The organism is Streptomyces sp. NBC_01166, from assembly GCF_045039765.1.
Classification (GTDB): Bacteria; Actinomycetota; Actinomycetes; order Streptomycetales; family Streptomycetaceae; genus Streptomyces.
Genome location: NZ_CP108614.1, coordinates 272,668 through 288,796, shown reverse-complemented (window position 1 = coordinate 288,796; position 16,129 = coordinate 272,668). Strand labels below are relative to the sequence as shown.

The 16,129-nt window shown below is 67.7% G+C and carries 18 protein-coding genes; 10 read left to right on the top strand and 8 right to left on the bottom strand.

Annotation, left to right across the window (positions count from 1 at the left end; genetic code table 11):
- The first annotated feature begins 382 nt into the window (after positions 1-382).
- On the top strand, positions 383-3,805 hold the full coding sequence (locus OG379_RS41080; protein ID WP_331735526.1) for an NB-ARC domain-containing protein: 3,423 nt from the start codon (positions 383-385) through the stop codon (positions 3,803-3,805).
- Between the two features lie 407 nt (positions 3,806-4,212).
- On the opposite strand, the gene OG379_RS41075 is transcribed toward OG379_RS41080, so the two are convergent.
- The 7 genes from OG379_RS41075 to OG379_RS41045 all read right to left on the bottom strand — a co-directional run bounded on the left by OG379_RS41075 (position 4,213) and on the right by OG379_RS41045 (position 10,107).
- A complete protein-coding gene (locus tag OG379_RS41075; RefSeq protein WP_331735524.1) occupies positions 4,213-4,671 on the bottom strand; it encodes a hypothetical protein in 459 nt (152 codons plus the stop codon).
- Between the two features lie 224 nt (positions 4,672-4,895).
- A complete protein-coding gene (locus OG379_RS41070) occupies positions 4,896-5,885 on the bottom strand; it encodes an ATP-dependent DNA ligase (RefSeq protein ID WP_405669032.1) in 990 nt (329 codons plus the stop codon).
- 61 nt (positions 5,886-5,946) lie between these two features.
- Complete coding sequence (locus tag OG379_RS41065) at positions 5,947-6,132, bottom strand: hypothetical protein (protein ID WP_331735520.1); 186 nt, start codon at positions 6,130-6,132, stop codon at positions 5,947-5,949.
- Between the two features lie 68 nt (positions 6,133-6,200).
- A complete protein-coding gene (locus tag OG379_RS41060; protein ID WP_405669030.1) occupies positions 6,201-6,938 on the bottom strand; it encodes a hypothetical protein in 738 nt (245 codons plus the stop codon).
- A gap of 144 nt (positions 6,939-7,082) precedes the next feature.
- Positions 7,083-7,748, bottom strand: coding sequence for an HNH endonuclease family protein (locus OG379_RS41055; protein WP_331735516.1), 666 nt, complete (start codon positions 7,746-7,748; stop codon positions 7,083-7,085).
- 109 nt (positions 7,749-7,857) lie between these two features.
- Positions 7,858-8,232, bottom strand: coding sequence for a hypothetical protein (locus OG379_RS41050; protein ID WP_331735514.1), 375 nt, complete (start codon positions 8,230-8,232; stop codon positions 7,858-7,860).
- 114 nt (positions 8,233-8,346) lie between these two features.
- Positions 8,347-10,107: a DUF2637 domain-containing protein gene (locus tag OG379_RS41045; protein WP_331735512.1), complete on the bottom strand. Its 1,761-nt coding sequence runs from the start codon at positions 10,105-10,107 to the stop codon at positions 8,347-8,349.
- A 195-nt stretch (positions 10,108-10,302) separates the two neighbouring features.
- Here OG379_RS41045 and OG379_RS41040 point away from each other — a divergent pair, with 195 nt between their 5' ends.
- Together OG379_RS41040 and OG379_RS41035 are read left to right on the top strand one after the other, a co-directional pair.
- A complete protein-coding gene (locus OG379_RS41040; RefSeq protein WP_331735510.1) occupies positions 10,303-10,773 on the top strand; it encodes a hypothetical protein in 471 nt (156 codons plus the stop codon).
- A 52-nt stretch (positions 10,774-10,825) separates the two neighbouring features.
- Positions 10,826-10,960: a DUF6924 domain-containing protein gene (locus tag OG379_RS41035; RefSeq protein WP_405669027.1), complete on the top strand. Its 135-nt coding sequence runs from the start codon at positions 10,826-10,828 to the stop codon at positions 10,958-10,960.
- 400 nt (positions 10,961-11,360) lie between these two features.
- Here OG379_RS41035 and OG379_RS41030 read toward each other — a convergent pair whose 3' ends face one another.
- Positions 11,361-11,744: a hypothetical protein gene (locus OG379_RS41030; RefSeq protein ID WP_331735508.1), complete on the bottom strand. Its 384-nt coding sequence runs from the start codon at positions 11,742-11,744 to the stop codon at positions 11,361-11,363.
- Between OG379_RS41030 and OG379_RS41025 the strand changes: the two genes are divergently transcribed.
- The 7 genes from OG379_RS41025 to OG379_RS40995 all read left to right on the top strand — a co-directional run bounded on the left by OG379_RS41025 (position 11,721) and on the right by OG379_RS40995 (position 16,095).
- Positions 11,721-12,542: a helix-turn-helix domain-containing protein gene (locus OG379_RS41025; RefSeq protein WP_405669025.1), complete on the top strand. Its 822-nt coding sequence runs from the start codon at positions 11,721-11,723 to the stop codon at positions 12,540-12,542. The two genes, OG379_RS41030 and OG379_RS41025, sit on opposite strands and share 24 nt — an antisense overlap.
- Positions 12,433-13,302 carry a hypothetical protein gene (locus OG379_RS41020; protein WP_405669079.1) on the top strand — a complete coding sequence of 290 codons (870 nt, stop codon included), beginning with the start codon at positions 12,433-12,435 and terminating at the stop codon, positions 13,300-13,302. The genes OG379_RS41025 and OG379_RS41020 overlap by 110 nt, the downstream gene beginning before the upstream one ends.
- Positions 13,299-13,439 (top strand): hypothetical protein, encoded by a 141-nt coding sequence (locus OG379_RS41015; RefSeq protein WP_405669023.1) that lies wholly within the window; start codon positions 13,299-13,301, stop codon positions 13,437-13,439. The genes OG379_RS41020 and OG379_RS41015 overlap by 4 nt, the downstream gene beginning before the upstream one ends.
- Positions 13,439-14,014, top strand: a complete 576-nt coding sequence (locus OG379_RS41010; protein ID WP_331735506.1) for a transcriptional regulator — start codon at positions 13,439-13,441, stop codon at positions 14,012-14,014. Before OG379_RS41015 ends, OG379_RS41010 begins: the two co-directional genes overlap by 1 nt.
- Before the next feature lie 248 nt (positions 14,015-14,262).
- The gene (locus OG379_RS41005; RefSeq protein ID WP_331735504.1) at positions 14,263-14,793 is read left to right on the top strand and encodes a GNAT family N-acetyltransferase; all 531 of its coding nucleotides are present in this window, start codon (positions 14,263-14,265) and stop codon (positions 14,791-14,793) included.
- A gap of 348 nt (positions 14,794-15,141) precedes the next feature.
- On the top strand, positions 15,142-15,672 hold the full coding sequence (locus OG379_RS41000; protein ID WP_331735502.1) for a hypothetical protein: 531 nt from the start codon (positions 15,142-15,144) through the stop codon (positions 15,670-15,672).
- A gap of 240 nt (positions 15,673-15,912) precedes the next feature.
- On the top strand, positions 15,913-16,095 hold the full coding sequence (locus OG379_RS40995) for a hypothetical protein (RefSeq protein WP_331735500.1): 183 nt from the start codon (positions 15,913-15,915) through the stop codon (positions 16,093-16,095).
- Positions 16,096-16,129 lie beyond the last annotated feature (34 nt).

Here is a 16,129-nt window from a genome sequence, read left to right as displayed (position 1 = left end):
CGAACGTGATCTCCGCTGAGTAGGGTGTGGGTCAGTTAGCAGTCAACTGGGCTACAGCACTGGCGTTGGTGGCCTCGCCGGGGTGCTGGCGATGTCGGTCATGGGGGCCTGAGTGCGGCGGCAGATTGTGGGAGCGGTACTTGCAGGTGCAGGCGTAGTCGTCGCCGCCTTGCAGGGTTTGGTGGCCGAGCCGTCGTCGCCAGGAGGCTGGGTCATCTTCGGGGTGTTGGCCGTGGCGGGAGCTGGCGTAGCGGCTGGAGGGGTCCGGACCCAGGCGCCCCCATCTCTTGATCCTCCCGAGCCTGCCCCGGTTAGGGACTGGATTGTCGATCGAGAGGAGCGAAGGCAAGCCGAGGAGGCCGTGTGCGGCACGAGGGCGACGGTGGGTCTCACCACGTCGCTGTCGGGCGCGGGAGGCTTTGGTAAGACCACGCTCGCCGAAATGATCTGTGCCAGCCCTCGGGTGCGCCAGCGCTACAAGGGCGGGGTGTACAGCTTCGCCATCGGCCGGGAGGTGAGGGGGCGGGCGGAGATCGCTGCGCGGGTTGCCGAGATCACCAGGTTCATCACCGGCGATACCGAGCAGTTCTCCGATCCGACGGAGGCTGGCCGGCATCTGGGCCGGCTGCTGGACCAACGTGAGCGAACCCTGCTCTTCCTCGACGACGTCTGGACGGACGAACAGCTCGAACCGTTCCTCCAAGGTGGCACGCACTGCGTACGTCTGATCACCACCCGAGTCCGCTCGCTACTGCCGGCGGGCACTCGGACGATCCTGGTCGACCAGATGACCCTCGGCCAAGCCCGCGCCGTGCTGACGTGGGAACTCGACGGCCTGCCTCCGCTAACCACCGGCGCGCTGCTGGATACCACCGGCCGATGGCCTCTGCTGCTGCGTCTGGTCAACCGGCAGATCAAGGCCCAGGTCGAGACCGGACAGGACCTGGCCCGAGCCGCCGAAGAGATGCTGCACCACCTCCGCGTTGAGGGTCCGCAAGGGGTTGATCCCACGGGCGCCAGCATTGGCATGGATCGACCGGAAGAGCGCCGTAGGGCGATCCGCGCCACCGTGGAGGCGGCGACTGATCTGCTGCGCGAGGGCGGCATGGAACGGTTCGCCGAACTCGCAATCTTCGCCGAGGACGAGACCGTGCCGGTACGGCTGATCGCGAGGCTGTGGCGAGCCACCGGCGGGCTGAGCGAACGGGCCTCCCGAGACTTGTGCGCCCAATTGGCACACCTGTCGCTGCTCACTCTCACCTCGGATAACGGAGGACGCATCAGCCTGCACGATGTCATCCGCGACTATCTTCTTGGCACCCACGACCCGACACGGCTCGCTGCGCTGCATGGGCACCTTGTGGACGTCTCGGCCGACGACCTTCCCGATGCCGCACCGCCCTCCCCGCACACGCCGGCCCCGTATTCCGCATGGTGGGAACTGGCAGATGGCTACCTCCAGGACCATCTGATCGAGCACCTCGTCGCAGCAGGTCGCATTGAGCTGGCCGAGGCCGTCGCCAGCGACCTCAGGTGGGTTGAGGATCGCCTCGTACGACACGGCGCCAACGCACCCCAACGCGACCTGAGCCACGTTCCCACGGCAGACGCAGCATCCCGAACACGCTCCCTGGCACAGATCACCCACCTGCTCACCCCCACCGATCCCGCCCCTCTTGTGGTAAACACCCTCTACAGCCAGCTCGCCTTCGTGCCATCCTGGCGCGGCCTGGTCACCGCCCGGCTCGACGACTCCCTCGCACGGCCACTCCTGGTCGGGCTTTGGTCGCCCCCGGATCTCCCCGACCACGCCCTGCTGGCCACTCTCACCGGCACCACCCCGGTGTACTCCGTGGCGATCTCGCCTGACGGCGCCTGGCTCGCCACCGGCAACATGGATGGGGAGGTGCGGCTGTGGGACCGGGCCAGCGGACGGTGCACCAAAACCCTCACCGGACATACCAGCCCGGTGATGTCGCTGACGATCTCGCCTGATGGCACCTGGCTCGCCGCCCACCACAAAAGGGAGAAGACGGTGCGGCTGTGGGACCGCGCCAACGGACGGTGCATCACCACTCTCACCGGACACAATGACCCGGTGCACTCGGTGGCGATCTCGCCTGATGGCACCTGGCTCGCCACCAACAGCAAGGATGGGGAGGTGCGGCTGTGGGACCGGGCCAGCGGACAGTGCACCAAAACCCTCACCGGACACACCAGCCAGGCAAGGTCGGTGGCGATCTCACCTGAGGGCACCTGGCTCGCCATCAGCAGCGGAGACAAGACGGTGCAGCTGTGGGACCGGGCCAGCGGACAGTGCACCAAAACCCTCACCGGACACACCAGCCAGGCGAACAGAGTGGCGATCTCGCCTGATGGCACCTGGCTCGCCACCGGCGGCATGGATAGGGAGGTGCGGCTGTGGGACCGGGCCAGCGGACGGTGTATCACCACTCTCACCGGACACAACGGTGCGGTATTCGCGGTGGCGGTCGCACCTGATGGCACCTGGCTCGCCGCTGGCACCTCGGACGGGGAGGTGCGGCTGTGGGACCGGGCCAGCGGACAGTGCACCAAAACCCTCACCGGCACCGGCGCGGTGCATTCGGTGGCGATCTCGTCTGATGGCGCCTGGCTCGCCACCCACAGCGGGACCGGGGAGGTGCGGCTGTGGGACCGGGCCAGCGGACAGTGCACCAAAACCGTCGCCAGGAAGTCCGGCCGGGAGAGCTCGGTGGCGATCTCACCCGACGGCACCTGGCTCGCCATCAGCAGCGGAGACCAAAAGGTGCAGCTCTGGGACCCCACGAACATGACACTCAGCACAGATCCGCAGACAAGCTCGACCTCTTCCGCGTCGATACTGCCGGACGCCGCCCGCGCCGCTAGCGACTCGGATGAGACCTTTCCGTTGCGGTCTGCGATTGGAGAGTGGACCGCCACTTTCGCTGGCCAATTCGGCCCGATGAACTTGGTGGCGATCTCACCTGATGGCGCCTGGCTCGCCACCAGCAGCAGAGACGGGGCGGTTCGTCTGTGGGACCGGGCCAGCGGACGATGCACCACCACCCTCACCGGACACACTGCCCCGGTGATCTCGCTGGCGATCTCACCTGATGGCGCCTGGCTCGCCACCAGCAGCGGGGACAAGACGGTGCGTCTGTGGGACCGCACCAACGGACAATGCACCACCACCCTCACCGGACACACTGCCCCGGTGATCTCGCTGGCGATCTCACCTGATGGCGCCTGGCTCGCCACCAGCAGCGGGGACAAGACGGTGCGTCTGTGGGACCGCACCAACGGACGATGCACCACCACCCTCACCGGAGAATTCGACCGGGTGACCTCGGTGGCGATCTCGCCTGATGGCGCCTGGCTCGCCACCAGCAGCAGAGACGGGGCGGTTCGTCTGTGGGACCGGGCCAGCGGACAGTGCACCACCACCCTCACCGGACACACCGACTGGGCGAGCGCGGTGGCGATCTCGCCTGATGGCACTTGGCTCGCCACCCGCAGCATGGACGGGGAGGTGCGGCTGTGGGACCGGGCCAGCGGACAGTGCACCAAAATCCTCACCGGAGGGTCCGGCCCGGTGACCTCGGTGGCAATCTCCCCCGACAGCACCTGGCTCGCCAGCGTGAGCATGAGCGGGGAGATCCGTGTTTGGAACGTCCGCAGCAGAGTCATCGCAACGCTTGTGCGCACCGATGGCTCCTTGACGGGATGCACGTGGGCCAGCCACGACTGGACCTTTGTCGCCATTGGTACCCGTGGCCTGCACCTCTTTGAGCTACGCACCTGACCGCACATTGTTCGCCGGGCCGCACTGCACAGCCAGCCACCGGACCACGGCTCCTCCCCCCGAAGGCGTGCTCTACAACCCCCGTCATCTGCGCTGGCACCCACCAGCGACGGGGAAGCCTTCCCCCAAGAGGCCGGCCGTGATGCTCACGCGCTGTCTGTCCCAGATACCTGTAGGCACCGCTGCGGCCCTGCCCAGCGGTGCCTACAGATGGGCGGGACGGGCGGCGTACCTCGCGGGGCTCTGCGCGCTGCGTGACCTGCGTGCCTACAAGAGACCGGGATTGCCCACGGTCCGCGGGGGACAGGACACGCGCCCAGCGTGCCCGACAGTCCGTGAAAGCTGAGCAATCAACCTGGCGAACGGTGCCATCTATACCGCTCCGTCACACCGGCGACCGCACGGCTCTACAGCGCACGGTCCATCGGGTCATCCGTCGCCTCCCCACCCCGCCAGCTCTTGTCCGCGGCCCGCCACCCGGCGCGCGTGTGAGTCAAGGACAGGGAGTCGATGGGGTGCAGGCGTGAGTGCCGGAGTACTGCGCGCAGGGCAATGAGCCCCGGGCCGGCCTCCGGGCGGACTGGCACTCCCGCGCCGAGCTCCGTCGCAGAGGGGAGCCGCGGGCGGTGGACGGAGTGCAGATTCTCCCGTTCTGCTCCGATCAGCCACAGAAGTATCCCGTCGCTCACCGCCTGCGCGCACTCCGCGTCGATGTCCTCCGTGCCGAGCGGGTTGACGAACTCGAAGCCGAGCCGCCCGTCCGGGAGCGGCTCGAAGTCCACGGTGAACCATGCGAACCCGCCCATACAGCTTGGACGGGTGTAGCGAACGTGGACGTCGCGGCGGGCGTCGGCGGGGAATCGCATGCCGGAAGCGTGCCCGTTCGACGGCGACAGGGCAACGGGATTCAGTCACACGTGTGTGACTTTACTGGTGAGCGGGAGTAGGCCGGGCTGGGATACAACGTGGGTGCTTCCGTGGTGCTACTGGGATGGCGCCCTAGGAGCAGTGACCCAGCCCGATCCAGCGCTTCGCCGCTCCAGGGCCTGGCCGCCGCACGGGGTGTTTTCCCGGTCTAGGCGGCGGGTTGTCACCCGGTGTGGGGCTGCATGTCCCCGAAGGTGGGCACGTCAGCTGCGGTCATGTCCTGGCGGAGCCGTACGTACCGGACGGGGTGCCGCCAGACCCCCGCGTCCTGGGCGGTGTCCCCGCTGAGCTCCGCGACGCATCGGGGCTCGACCAGCACCGGGTCGAGATCGTCTCGGCTCCCCCAGCGGGCAGAGAATCGCACGCCGGCCCATGGGTGGTCGGTGTCGGCCGCCGTCAGCTGGTCGGCGACCTCGGCGGCTACGACCGACTTCAGCGGGACCGTCTTCCCTACCAGCCGCAGACGCCCGATCGCATCGAAGCGGCCCAGGAGGAGAACCTGAGGGCGACGGAGGGAGCCGGTGATCCCGCCGATGATCGCTTCTGTCGTGGCTCGTCGCCGAACCTTGTACCAGGACCCCCGGACGCCTGGGCGGTACCGCCCTACCCGGCTCTTCACGACTACGCCCTCCACGCCTGGGACGTCGGTCCATTCGGTCAGCCACTCCTGTGCGACGGCCGGGTCGGTCGTCGTCGGGCACAGCGTCCACGGCGGCGTCAGCCGATGATCGGCGAACAGCGCTTCCAGGATCTGGCGGCGGCGCATCTGGGGCTGATCGAGGAGCTCTTGGCCGTCAAGCTGGAGGATGTCGAAGGCGATGAAGTGCGCAGGCAGTTCAGCGGCCAAGGTCTTGGCTTGGCGAACCGTGCGAGCCCGGCGCTGCAAGGCGGCGAAGCTGAGTTGTCCATTTTCAAGGACCGCCAGTTCGCCATCGAGGACGAGCCCTGGAGGCAGCTGGTCTTCTGCTGCCGCGATGAGATCGGGAAAGCGTGCCTGGTACATCGCGCCGCGCCGCGATTGCAGCAGCACTGGCTGTCCTGTGTCGAGCGGGGTGAACAGCAGTGCTCGGAATCCGTCGAATTTGGGGTCGACGGCCATGCCGCCCGGGACTGCTCCGGGAAGCGGGATGGTCTCGCGGGCCTGGGCGAGCATCGGCTCCACGGGAGGACGCAGCACCACAGGTAGGTTCCTTCCTGGGTCGGTCGGGACCGGGTCAGCTGTCCGGGTGCGCGTCTGTTTTCAGGGCCCACGCCTCGCCAGGACAGCCCGCGGGGAGGGGTGGGAAGCGGTGGCCCTTCACGTCCGTGCTCCAGTGGTGGGCCGCCCCGCAGTCACACTCGTAGATCCCGCTCTCGGGCACGATCTCGCCTGGGTGCCATGTCGTCTGTTTGTCGCTCATACCTTCTGGTGTACGTCTCCGCGCGCCGAGCCGCGACTCAGGACGCCGGCGCTGAGTCTTCTCACTGATCATCCGGGAGATCTGAAGAGGGCTTTGGAGGAGGCGTTGGGATTCTCCACGTGCTCAGCTCGTCGCGCGGCCTCGTCGTCACCGATCCGTTCGAGGTACTCCGCAGCCCGGCCCCTGGAAGCTTCGTCCTCACTCACCGCGGCGCCCCACAGGCGATCGTGCTGCTCCTCCCCCATCACTCCCAGGCTCTCGTGGCCGTCGAGCGCCATCAGGGCTGCAATGTGGCGCAGCCGCAGGCCTCCCTCCCCGCGGCCGTGCCGGGCCAGCTGACTGGCCTCGATCCCTTCCTGAAGCGTGCACGTGTCAATCCGTGTATGGCGAGACAGGGGAGTCGGCGGCGCGTTGAAGATGAAGTCTGTGCCGGAGATCGCATCCTGCTGGGTTATCTCCGCAGCAGGATGCCTGTCAGGGATGAGGCAGGCACCGTCTATCGGGGCCACACGCGCCTCGATCACCTTGAGCAACGCACTGGCCGACAGCACCCGCCCCTTCTTGGCCTCCTCCCCTGGCCACTCGAAGGCAACGATCGCGGCCAAGCCGTTGGACAGCCCCTGGTCGAAGATTCCCTCCTTGCCCCCCATAGACGGAGCGAAGAAGTCATCGCCCGTCGGAGCGGAATCCAAGGAATCCGACTGCCCCTCCGATCGAGGGGAGCCGTTGTACTGAAACTGCCTCGGCAACCCGGCCGCCAGCGCCACAGCACACCGGGCAAAATCTCTAGCTCGCTGCTCGTTCATGGGCACATCGTGCCGTGCGCCCTGTCACCCGGACAGGCGCTATCGCTGCCGCCCCAGAATCAGCAGCATGCCTGCGTCGGACCGCCGGCCGCGCCAGACTGCCCCGTCGGCGCGGCCGGAGATCGGAAGCGTCAACCGTGCCACTTACTTCCCGGCGTCGGCGGCGACTTCGTAGGCGAGCGGCTGGTTGCCGCAGGTCTCGGCGAGGGTGGTGAGTGCTTCGGCCTCCGGCTGGTCGACGGTCAGGCCCCATCGCAGCTTGGTGGCGACCCAGTCGGCTGCGTAGGTGCAGCGGGCGTCGGCGAGCGGCGGGAGCCAGGTGGAGGGGTCCTGGTCGGCCTTGCTGCGGTTGGTCTTCGCGGTGACGGCGACCAGGGAGCGCTCGGCGTCCAGGTCGTTGGCGTAGGCCTCGCGTCGGGCCGGCGTCCACTGCGAGGCACCGGAGTCCCACGCTTCGGCGAGGGGGACCATGTGGTCGATGTCCAGGCCACCGGGCGCGGTGAGGGTGAGGCCGTCGTAGTACGAGTACCACTCCCCCGCCGTCACCTTGCAGCCGGCTTCGACGGTAGGAGCGATCCTCGACTCGGCGATCAGGACCTCCATCCGGCTGTTACAGGAGTCCTTGTCTGCATCGACCCAGTGCTTGAACGAGGAGCGCTCGTAGCCGGTGCGGGACTCCGCGGCCAGCGGCAGCTCCTGGACGCCGTCGGCGAGCGTGGTGATCTCGGCGGCCTGGGCCGGGGCGGCCGAGAGCAGGGGTGCGAGAGTGAGGACAGCGGCGGCGAGGCCCCGCGCAACGTTGGTGATCATGGTGTTCTTGTACCGGCACTCCGCCCCGCCAGGGGCCGGACGGGCCGTCATGTCACCCCTGCGGCCGGTAAGTCGTACAACCGGCCACGACGTTGGCTGCCCCGTTGGCTCAGCGCTTGATCGTGACGCAGGGCATCCGATCGTGACCCTTGAACTCAACGCAGAGCTTGGAGCGGTGCGGGAAGCTTTTGTTGATCTTCCAGGTGGTGACCTCGAACTTATGCCCCGAGAGCTCCTTGGCGGAGGTGTACTTCCACCCCCGGACCTGACGGATGTAGGTGTGGCCCTTCCAGAGGCTGACCCGGGCCCGGGCACCGGCCTCCCACCCGGTCAGAATCGCCCGCACCTCCTTCACCTTGAGGCCTTCGCCGATGACCCCAATACTGACCGGCCCGTCATCGGCGCCACCGCTGGCGTGCGCCGGTGCTTGGCCGAAGCAGCTGAGGACCATCGCAGATGCGGCAAAGCACATGATCTTTCGCATGTCGTACTCAACGCCCGTGCTCGGGCGAGGCACCGGCCGGCAACGACTTCTCACTCGTGCGGGGGACCAGTCCGGCCGGCACAGCGCGCGCTGGTAGAGGCCGCTTCCAGCCGCTCAGGCCGTAGAGCGGGCGCCCACAGCCAAGGCGGCTCGGCGGCGAGAAAAGTCCGACAGCAGCGGGGCGATCTTCTCCGGGGTGTACGGAGCACCGGTGATGCCCCGGGCGGCCAGGGCGTCGAAGAGTTCGTCCGGGGTCGGCTCTGCGCCCTGGTCGTCCAGGTGCTGGGCCCACGCGGCATAGATGCGGAAGGGAGGCAGGTAGCGGCGCAGGGTGGAAGGGCTGACGGGTGCTCCGCCGCGTCCGGTCATGCCCTGCTCGGCGAGGTGTTGCGACAGAGCGCTGTCGCGGGGCTCGTGTCCGTGCTGCTGAAGGTACTCAGCCCAGGCGAGGTAGTAGCGGTCCACGGTGGTGAGCGGTTCGACCGCAACGCTATCCAGCACAGGGGCTCCCCCCTCCGCTTCAGCCGCAGAATCCACTTCCGCCTCAGTGGCTGACGCCGGAGCCGGCACGGCCTCTGCTTCTCCCTCGACTTCCTCTTCGAAAGGCAAGGGGTCAGGTAGGGCCTTCGTGAGGTCGACGGCACCGGGATCGAGGTCTTGCTCCTGGGTGGCGGTGAGCTCCTCGACCGGCATGGGGGCCCTCTGGCCGATGAGCGCGTGGACTGTCCGGCGTTCAGGGGCCAGCGCCACCGACCGGTGCTGCGCCGGCTCGAAAGCGTTGAAGGAGCCGGTTGGGTTCCCCGACCGGGCTGCTCGCGCAGTTCGAGGCGAAGCGTCGGCCACCCAGCTGTGCTCTGTGGCCGCTAGGCCACTGTCCTGCTGTGCGAGTTGCAGGTCGTGAGGTGAATCAGCGGCCGCCAGTCCCAGGGCGTGGGGTGCGAGTACGAACTCAGGGGGAAGGTTGATGCCCCCGTCGGCGGAACCGGCCGAGGCGGTCTCGGTGAGCGGAACACCGCGCAAGGAACCGGTCGGGCGTCCCGAAGAAGCTGCCGTTTCCGCATGGCGACGCGAAGCGTCGGCCATGCTGGGCTCTGCGGCTTCCGGGGCGCCGCGCCGCTGCGTGAGCTGCAGGTCACGAGGTGAATCAGAGGCCGCCAGTTCCGGGGTGTGGGGTGCGGAGGCGTGCCTGGAGGAAGGGCCGATGCCTGCGGCGGCGAGGCCGGCCGGGGCGGTCTCGGCGAGCGGGACGCCGTACTTCGCCAGGCGCAGCGGCATCATCGACTCGACGGGTGCCTTGCGCCGCCAGTTGCGGCCGAAGCGGGCCTGGAGGCGGGCCTGGTAGATCAGCCGGTCCTGTTCGAGCTTGATGACCTGCTCGTAACTGCGCAGCTCCCACAGCTTCATCCGGCGCCACAGCTTGAAGGTGGGCACCGGGGAGAGCAGCCAGCGGGTGAGGCGGACGCCCTCCATGTGCTTGTCGGCCGTGATGTCCGCGATCCGGCCGACCGCGTGCCGTGCGGCCTCGACGGCGACGACGAACAGGATGGGGATCACCGCGTGCATGCCGGTGCCCAGCGGGTCGGGCCAGGCGGCGGCGCCGTTGAAGGCGATCGTCGCCGCGGTCAGCAGCCAGGCGGTCTGACGCAGCAGTGGGAAGGGGATGCGCATCCACGTCAGCAGCAGGTCCAGCGCGAGCAGGACGCAGATGCCCGCGTCGATGCCGATCGGGAAGACGACGGAGAACTCGCCGAAGCCCTTTTCCTCCGCGAGTTCGCGCACGGCGGCGTACGAGCCCGCGAAACCGATCGCGGCGATGAGCACGGCCCCGGCGACGACGACCCCGATGAGCACGCGGTGTGTGCGTGTCAGCTGCACGGGATCCCCCAGTTTGCTGCCCCCACTGTCTCCTGTCCCTCCTGCACATCCTGTGTCACGTCAGGTAACACTCTCACGGCCGTCGGACACGTCGCATAGGTGTGCGACAGCGAACCGCCGCGCGACGCCTACGCGCATCGCCGATCGCTCACTTATCCCTGCGCCCCGGCATCAGACTCTCCGTATGCTCGGGTCGTGGATGAGTACCTGGGCCTGACGGCGTTCATCGAATCGGCCTGGCAGGAGTTGAACGACCCTGACACCGACCGCCGGCACTTCTGCCTCGACGCCATCAGCGATGTCCTGGAGACGGGCCGGCTGACGCAGAGCGACGCCGAGCGGACCGTCGAACGCCTCGTCGCGGTCGCACTTTCCGATGAGGGCTACCCGGTGCGGGAGTCCTCCCTGCACGCGGCTTGCACCGCCGCCACACTCTACGAGCTTCCCTACCAGGTAGTGAAACCGCTCGCCGTCGGTGCGGATGGTCTTGAACCCCTCCTCTTGACCTACGTCCTGGGCATCCTCGGCTCAACTCACGACCAGGCGGCACTGCCGATCATCGAGCGGTTCCACGATCACCCCCACCCCGAGGTACGCAGGGAAGTCGAGGAGGCAGTGCACGAACTGCGCTGGAGCGGGGAGTCGTCCCAGGGAGGGACTGCCTAGTGCCGCATCAGAAACGTTCGCCCTATTGTGAGTGTGACGTGCCGTCCGGAGGATGCTCCGGACGGCACGTGTGGTGCCCGCCGCAGTGCACGGCGTCCATGTGGACCTGGTGCTCGGCAACGCGGACTTCGCAGAGTACGCCGGGGCTGCTTCCGAAGAGCCTGATCAGGCGCTGCGGCCCATCTGACCCGATCAGCGGCGGCCGTTGCCTCGGCAGATACTGAATCGTTCGTTGGGGCATGCCGTTGAGTGCGGACGGGCCCGGGCCCCGCCACCCGTCCGGAAGTTCCAGGAGCGTCGACCCGCGCTGCTCAGCAGGCCGACGAGCATTGCGAGGGTCACTCGTTGAGTTCGTGCCCCAGTTCGCTGGCCCGCTCTACGGCGGCTCGAGGTATTGAGTGAAGCGACACTGACCGCGGGACCGGTGTCGACTGCCGGAACGATCACGGGGCCTACGGTCCGGATGGCGCGCCGCGGTACCGGTCGACGGCCGATAGCCGTTCTCGGGAGACCGACGGGTGTGCGAAGCGACGGCCTAAATGCCTCGAAAACACCCGCTCCTGACCGTGTTGCACGTTCTGCCATCTTCAAAGGTTGGCCTGCACGTACCTAGCGATCTCCACAAGCTGCGGCTCGTTCTCGGCAAGGGGCCGGTAGTCATCTCCTCTCACGCGTTCGAGGAATTCTTCCGGAAGTTGTACGTGGTATGTCCAGACGTAGAACCAGAGGTCGCCCCTCCAGATCCACTCGTTGTCGCTGAGGATCGAGTCGCCGCCAAGTACCGCTTTCCCGGATCCCAGCACGTCCTCGGAGGAGCCCATCACGCTGAAAATATCGTGGCCAGCCAGTAGATACTCAGTGATCTTCTTGGCGTCCTCATAGGGGGTAGGACGAGTGAAGTCCCGCACCCTGCCTGCTGCCCTCCCAAAGCACGGCGCCCACAGCTCATGAAAGAAACCAGCGATCTTCATGTGCGTCACCCTCTACTCGCGTGCCAGAGGCAGGGACCCATACCTCTTCGCGGCACCTCTACCACCGGCCAGCGCCACAAGGCCAGGCAACCACCGATCCGATGCTGCATCCCATTCCACCTCTTGCCCAATACGTGCGCAATGCTCGTCCAATCACTGGATAGAGGCATGAGTGAAGGACTGAGCGCCGTTGAAGCACTGCTGGAGGAAGCTCGCCTGACGGCGTCCATGCCGTCCCCTGCCGAGCGTCGGCGTCTACGTGAGGTGGCCAGCCTCTCCCGCGCCCAGGTCGCCACAGCTGTCGGCGTCGGACGCTCGACCATCGCGAACTGGGAAGAGGGGGCTTCGGATCCGCAGCCCCCGGCTCGCCTTGAGTACCTGCGCCTACTCAAGGACCTGGCGGAGATCTATCCGGCCCCGGCCTCCGAGGAAGCACCGGCGGAGCCGGCACCGGCAGCGTTCGTGCCCGTCCCTGAAACGCTGCGGGGCGAGGACGGGCTGGCCGTTCACGGTCCGCCCGGCCCCTGCATCCGCTGCGGTGTCGAAACCACTTACCAGTCCAGGCCGCCAGCTGCACGTCGGTGGTTTCTGCCAGCCCGTCACCACCCAGACTGCCAGCACTCCTACGCCCGTCGCCGAGGATCCGGTCTCCGCTCCCCCAGCTCCCGCCTCGCCGGCCCCGGTGCCCGTGGCAACCCGGCCGCAGCGCCGGGCTCGCTCGGCCGCCCGCGCCCAGGAAGAGACCACTGGCCTCATCAGCCTCGCCGTCCACGAGGAACTGGAACGCGCCGCCGGTGACATGGACGCAGCGCTCAAGGCCCTCATCAAGCGTGCAATCCCTGACGTGATGACACTCTTCGCCGAGACGCGCGCCACCGGACGCTACGACTACACCGCCTACCCGGCACTACCCGACATCCTGAAAAAGACGTTGAAAAAGGACCCGGACCAGATCTGGGAAGCCAGGCCCCGCTTCCACCACCCCGGCTACTCCCTCAAGGCCCCCGGCGACATCAAGGTCACCGCCCTCGACGTCAACGCCGCCTACCTGTCCGCCCTCAAGACGTGGCTGCCAATCGGCAAGCTCGAGCACAGCACCGGCACCGACGGCGTCGAGCCCAAGCGCTCCGGAGTACACCTGATCACCCCCGCCCCCTGGGAGCACCCGCACCTGCCGGACCCGATCGGCGAACGCGACGAGCCCGGCGCCCTGTGGGTCACCAACGCGACCCTGCGCCTCCTGCAGCGCCTGGCCGGCCCGAAGTACGCCCTGGTCATCCATGAGTCGTGGACGTCCGGGGCGACGGAGAACTTCCTCGACGCCCTGCGCAAGACCCTCACCGCCGCGCGGGAGACCGCCATCGCCGAGGACGACACCCTGACTCTGGAGTACATCAAGGCGATGTACAGCAAGTTCATCTCCACGATGGGCGAGTCGATCCACAACAGGGAACTGGTCCGGCCGGACTGGATGCACATCATCCACTCCCGGCCTACGCCAACCTCTAGGGCAAGGCATACAAGGCCCACCAGGCGGGCCTGGAGGTCATCAGCATGATGGGCACCGACGAACTCCACCTGACGGGCGACTGGCGTACGGTTTTCCCCGAGGGCCGGGGCGTGGCCCAGATGAAGATCAAGCACGGTGACGCGAAGGCGTCCGGTGAGTACACCGTCGGCAAGGTCTCCCGCTGATGGCCGGCCGCTGGATGGACCTTGGCATGTTCAACGCCCACGGGGTCCCGGGCGCCGACGCGCTGGGCGCGGCCATCGAGAACATGGTCACCGGCATCACCTCACCCGTAGACAGCGACCGCGGCCTGGCCGCCCGCCTGCGCTACCTCACCAAGACCGATGCCGGATACGAAGCCATGGACCGCGCAGGTATCCACGTCTCACCCCGAACGCTCATGGCCTGGCTCGCCGAGGAACGCAAACCCAACGGCGCCAACCTCAACCGTCTGGACGCCGCCTACTGGGACCTGCGCCGCCGCAACGTGGCCACCGACCTCAAGCACCGGCTCAACAACGACGGCCGCGGCACCCGTGTCGAGATCAACCCCGTCGACCAGTCCCGCGTCGAGAACAAGCACCAGCGCGACGTCGCCAGCCGCAACATCAACGTCCGAGGCGTATGGGACCGCGCCGTCGACGCCTGGATCGACGACGACGTCGAAGAATTGGACGCCATCTGGGACGAGATCATCCAGGACCTCGGCTCCGAGTACGACGCGTACAGCAACGTCTCCTCCATCGGCTGGGCCGCCTGACCACAGCCACACCCACGGAGCGGGCCCGGAGTCATCCCAACTGACTCCGGGCCCGCTCCGTCAACCGTACAACTGGTCGGACAGGGCTTACGGCTCGGTCCGCGATCGACGGTGGGAGTAGCTTCGTCTCGCGGGCGGCCGATCTGGAGTGTGCGAGGACCGTTGACCAGCCCGGGGTGTTGTGATGGGCGGTGCTCGGTTGGGATATTCGATGGTCGCCGCCTGTTGAGGCTGGTCATACTGCCGCGATGGATCCAGTGACGCTTGAGACCGACCGTCTGGTGCTGCGGGCCTTCACACCTGCTGACGTGGATGCGGTGTACGAAGCCTGCCAGGACGAGGACATCCAGTTCTACACCCCGGTGCCGGTGCCGTACCGGCGTGCGGACGCGGAGAAGCTCGTCGGCGAGAAGCTGCCCGCTCAGTGGGCCGAGGACAGGGACTACACCCTCGGCGCCTTCCGCAAGGACACCGGTGCCCTGGTTGGCTCGTACTGCCTGACCCTCGTCAGCCGCGGCGTCTGGGAGCTCGGTTACTGGGCGGTCAAGGAGCAGCGCGGACGCGGGTACTCGGTTGAGGCCGCTCGGGCCCTGTGCGACTGGGGCTGGGCCACGCTCGACGTGCACCGCATCGAGTGGTGGGCCATGGCCGGGAACACCGGCTCGCGTGCCGTCGCCGAGAAACTTGGCTTCACCGTCGAAGGGACACTGCGCAATCGCAGCATCGCCAACGATGGTAAGCCGCACGACTGGTGGGTGGGCGGACTGCTGAGGCCCTGATGCTTCGCCGGCTGCCGTACCCAGCCATCGCGATGCGGCTCAGGAACGCCACCGGTTGGATTGGCAGCATGCGCGGCTTGGTTCTCGGCAACGCGATCGAGCGGCACACGTCCCGCACATCGCCGAAGCGGGTCAGATATCTGCCCCGCTCGCCCCGCGGTCCGCCCTCGGTCATCCGGCCAGCCTTCCGGGCGTTCTCCCGCTCCTCCCCCAGGGATAACGAAATTCGGGGACGAGAATGCCGGGATGAACGGGACCGGCCGGCTTCAGCGCCTTTCCTCCGCCTCTCCGTCGACTTACTTCTTCAAGAACGGCGCGCGTCAGGGCTGACATGGGCAGCATGGCGTTATGACCACCGCCATTCACGAGCCCGTCATGGAGCTCCTGCGCGCCGCCCTGGATCCCGCCAGCCATCGCACCGACGCCCGGTCGCCGATCGAACTACCCACCGGCCGTCTGGTCGCGGCCGCCGCCCACGCGGACGCTGACGCCGAAGGCATAGACCGCCTGACCCAGCTGGCCGCCGGCACCTCCATGGCCGCGCTCGGGCTGACAGCCGAGCTCGCCGCCCGCAACGGGCAGAGTCCTGCCGAACTCCTCGACGCGATGGACCGCACCGCCCGCGAGCACGGCCACGACGAGCCGGCCCCAGTCGTCCAGGTTGTCCGCAGCATGCTGGAGGGTCCGGCCGACGAGGGTGCCGAGCTTCTGGGCCGCACCTTCGCCCGCGACCAGGGCGACTTCCTGACGCTGCTCCTCGAGCTCGCCACTTACTGCGGGACCAGCATCATGATCTTGGAGAAGAAGTACGACACCCCCAAGGAGCAGACACTCCAGGATCTGGAAAACGCACTGACGGCCTGGGGTGACCAGGCCTGAACCGCCCCGCCAGCCGACCAACTCCAATGCCTTCGACGCCGCCGCCGACGACGCCCTTCGGCACACGGTCACCGCCGACGTCAGCGGCACCCCGCAGGTCACCCGGCACATGCCCATCCCGGGCCCCCGCGTGCCGCGAGTAGTCAGCCCTGGCGTCCTGGCCCTTCCTGCCGATCGGCGGATCTGGCTGGGTGCGACCGGTACGGTGCCAGGTGAAACGTCGGACAGCAGGGGGAGAGTGTGGCGAAGATCCGAGACCGCGGCGAAGTACTGGGTTTCGGGGTGCCGGTCGCGCTCTTCCTGCCCGGGGTCGCCTACCTCGGGATTGCCAACGGCCACCGGTTCATCGCCAACGACTTCTTCGCCTTCATGTACTGCCTGGCCGGCATCAGCTTCGCGTCCGCCCCGCTGCTGGCGTGGTGAGCCGAAGCGCGATAGTTGTCACATAGGCAGGCTT

Bases quoted from the DNA above. Each gene is read 5' to 3' on its own strand.
- OG379_RS41075 (WP_331735524.1), bottom strand. From the start codon at position 4,671: ATGCGATTCCCCGCCGACGCCCGCCGCGACGTCCACGTTCGCTACACC.
- OG379_RS41070 (WP_405669032.1), bottom strand. From the start codon at position 5,885: ATGCTCGCCCAGGCCCGCGAGACCATCCCGCTTCCCGGAGCAGTCCCG.
- OG379_RS41065 (WP_331735520.1), bottom strand. From the start codon at position 6,132: ATGAGCGACAAACAGACGACATGGCACCCAGGCGAGATCGTGCCCGAG.
- OG379_RS41060 (WP_405669030.1), bottom strand. From the start codon at position 6,938: ATGAACGAGCAGCGAGCTAGAGATTTTGCCCGGTGTGCTGTGGCGCTG.
- OG379_RS41055 (WP_331735516.1), bottom strand. From the start codon at position 7,748: ATGATCACCAACGTTGCGCGGGGCCTCGCCGCCGCTGTCCTCACTCTC.
- OG379_RS41050 (WP_331735514.1), bottom strand. From the start codon at position 8,232: ATGCGAAAGATCATGTGCTTTGCCGCATCTGCGATGGTCCTCAGCTGC.
- OG379_RS41035 (WP_405669027.1), top strand. From the start codon at position 10,826: ATGCTCCGGACGGCACGTGTGGTGCCCGCCGCAGTGCACGGCGTCCAT.
- OG379_RS41025 (WP_405669025.1), top strand. From the start codon at position 11,721: ATGAAAGAAACCAGCGATCTTCATGTGCGTCACCCTCTACTCGCGTGC.
- OG379_RS41030 (WP_331735508.1), bottom strand. From the start codon at position 11,744: ATGAAGATCGCTGGTTTCTTTCATGAGCTGTGGGCGCCGTGCTTTGGG.
- OG379_RS41015 (WP_405669023.1), top strand. From the start codon at position 13,299: ATGATGGGCACCGACGAACTCCACCTGACGGGCGACTGGCGTACGGTT.
- OG379_RS41010 (WP_331735506.1), top strand. From the start codon at position 13,439: ATGGCCGGCCGCTGGATGGACCTTGGCATGTTCAACGCCCACGGGGTC.
- OG379_RS41005 (WP_331735504.1), top strand. From the start codon at position 14,263: ATGGATCCAGTGACGCTTGAGACCGACCGTCTGGTGCTGCGGGCCTTC.
- OG379_RS41000 (WP_331735502.1), top strand. From the start codon at position 15,142: ATGACCACCGCCATTCACGAGCCCGTCATGGAGCTCCTGCGCGCCGCC.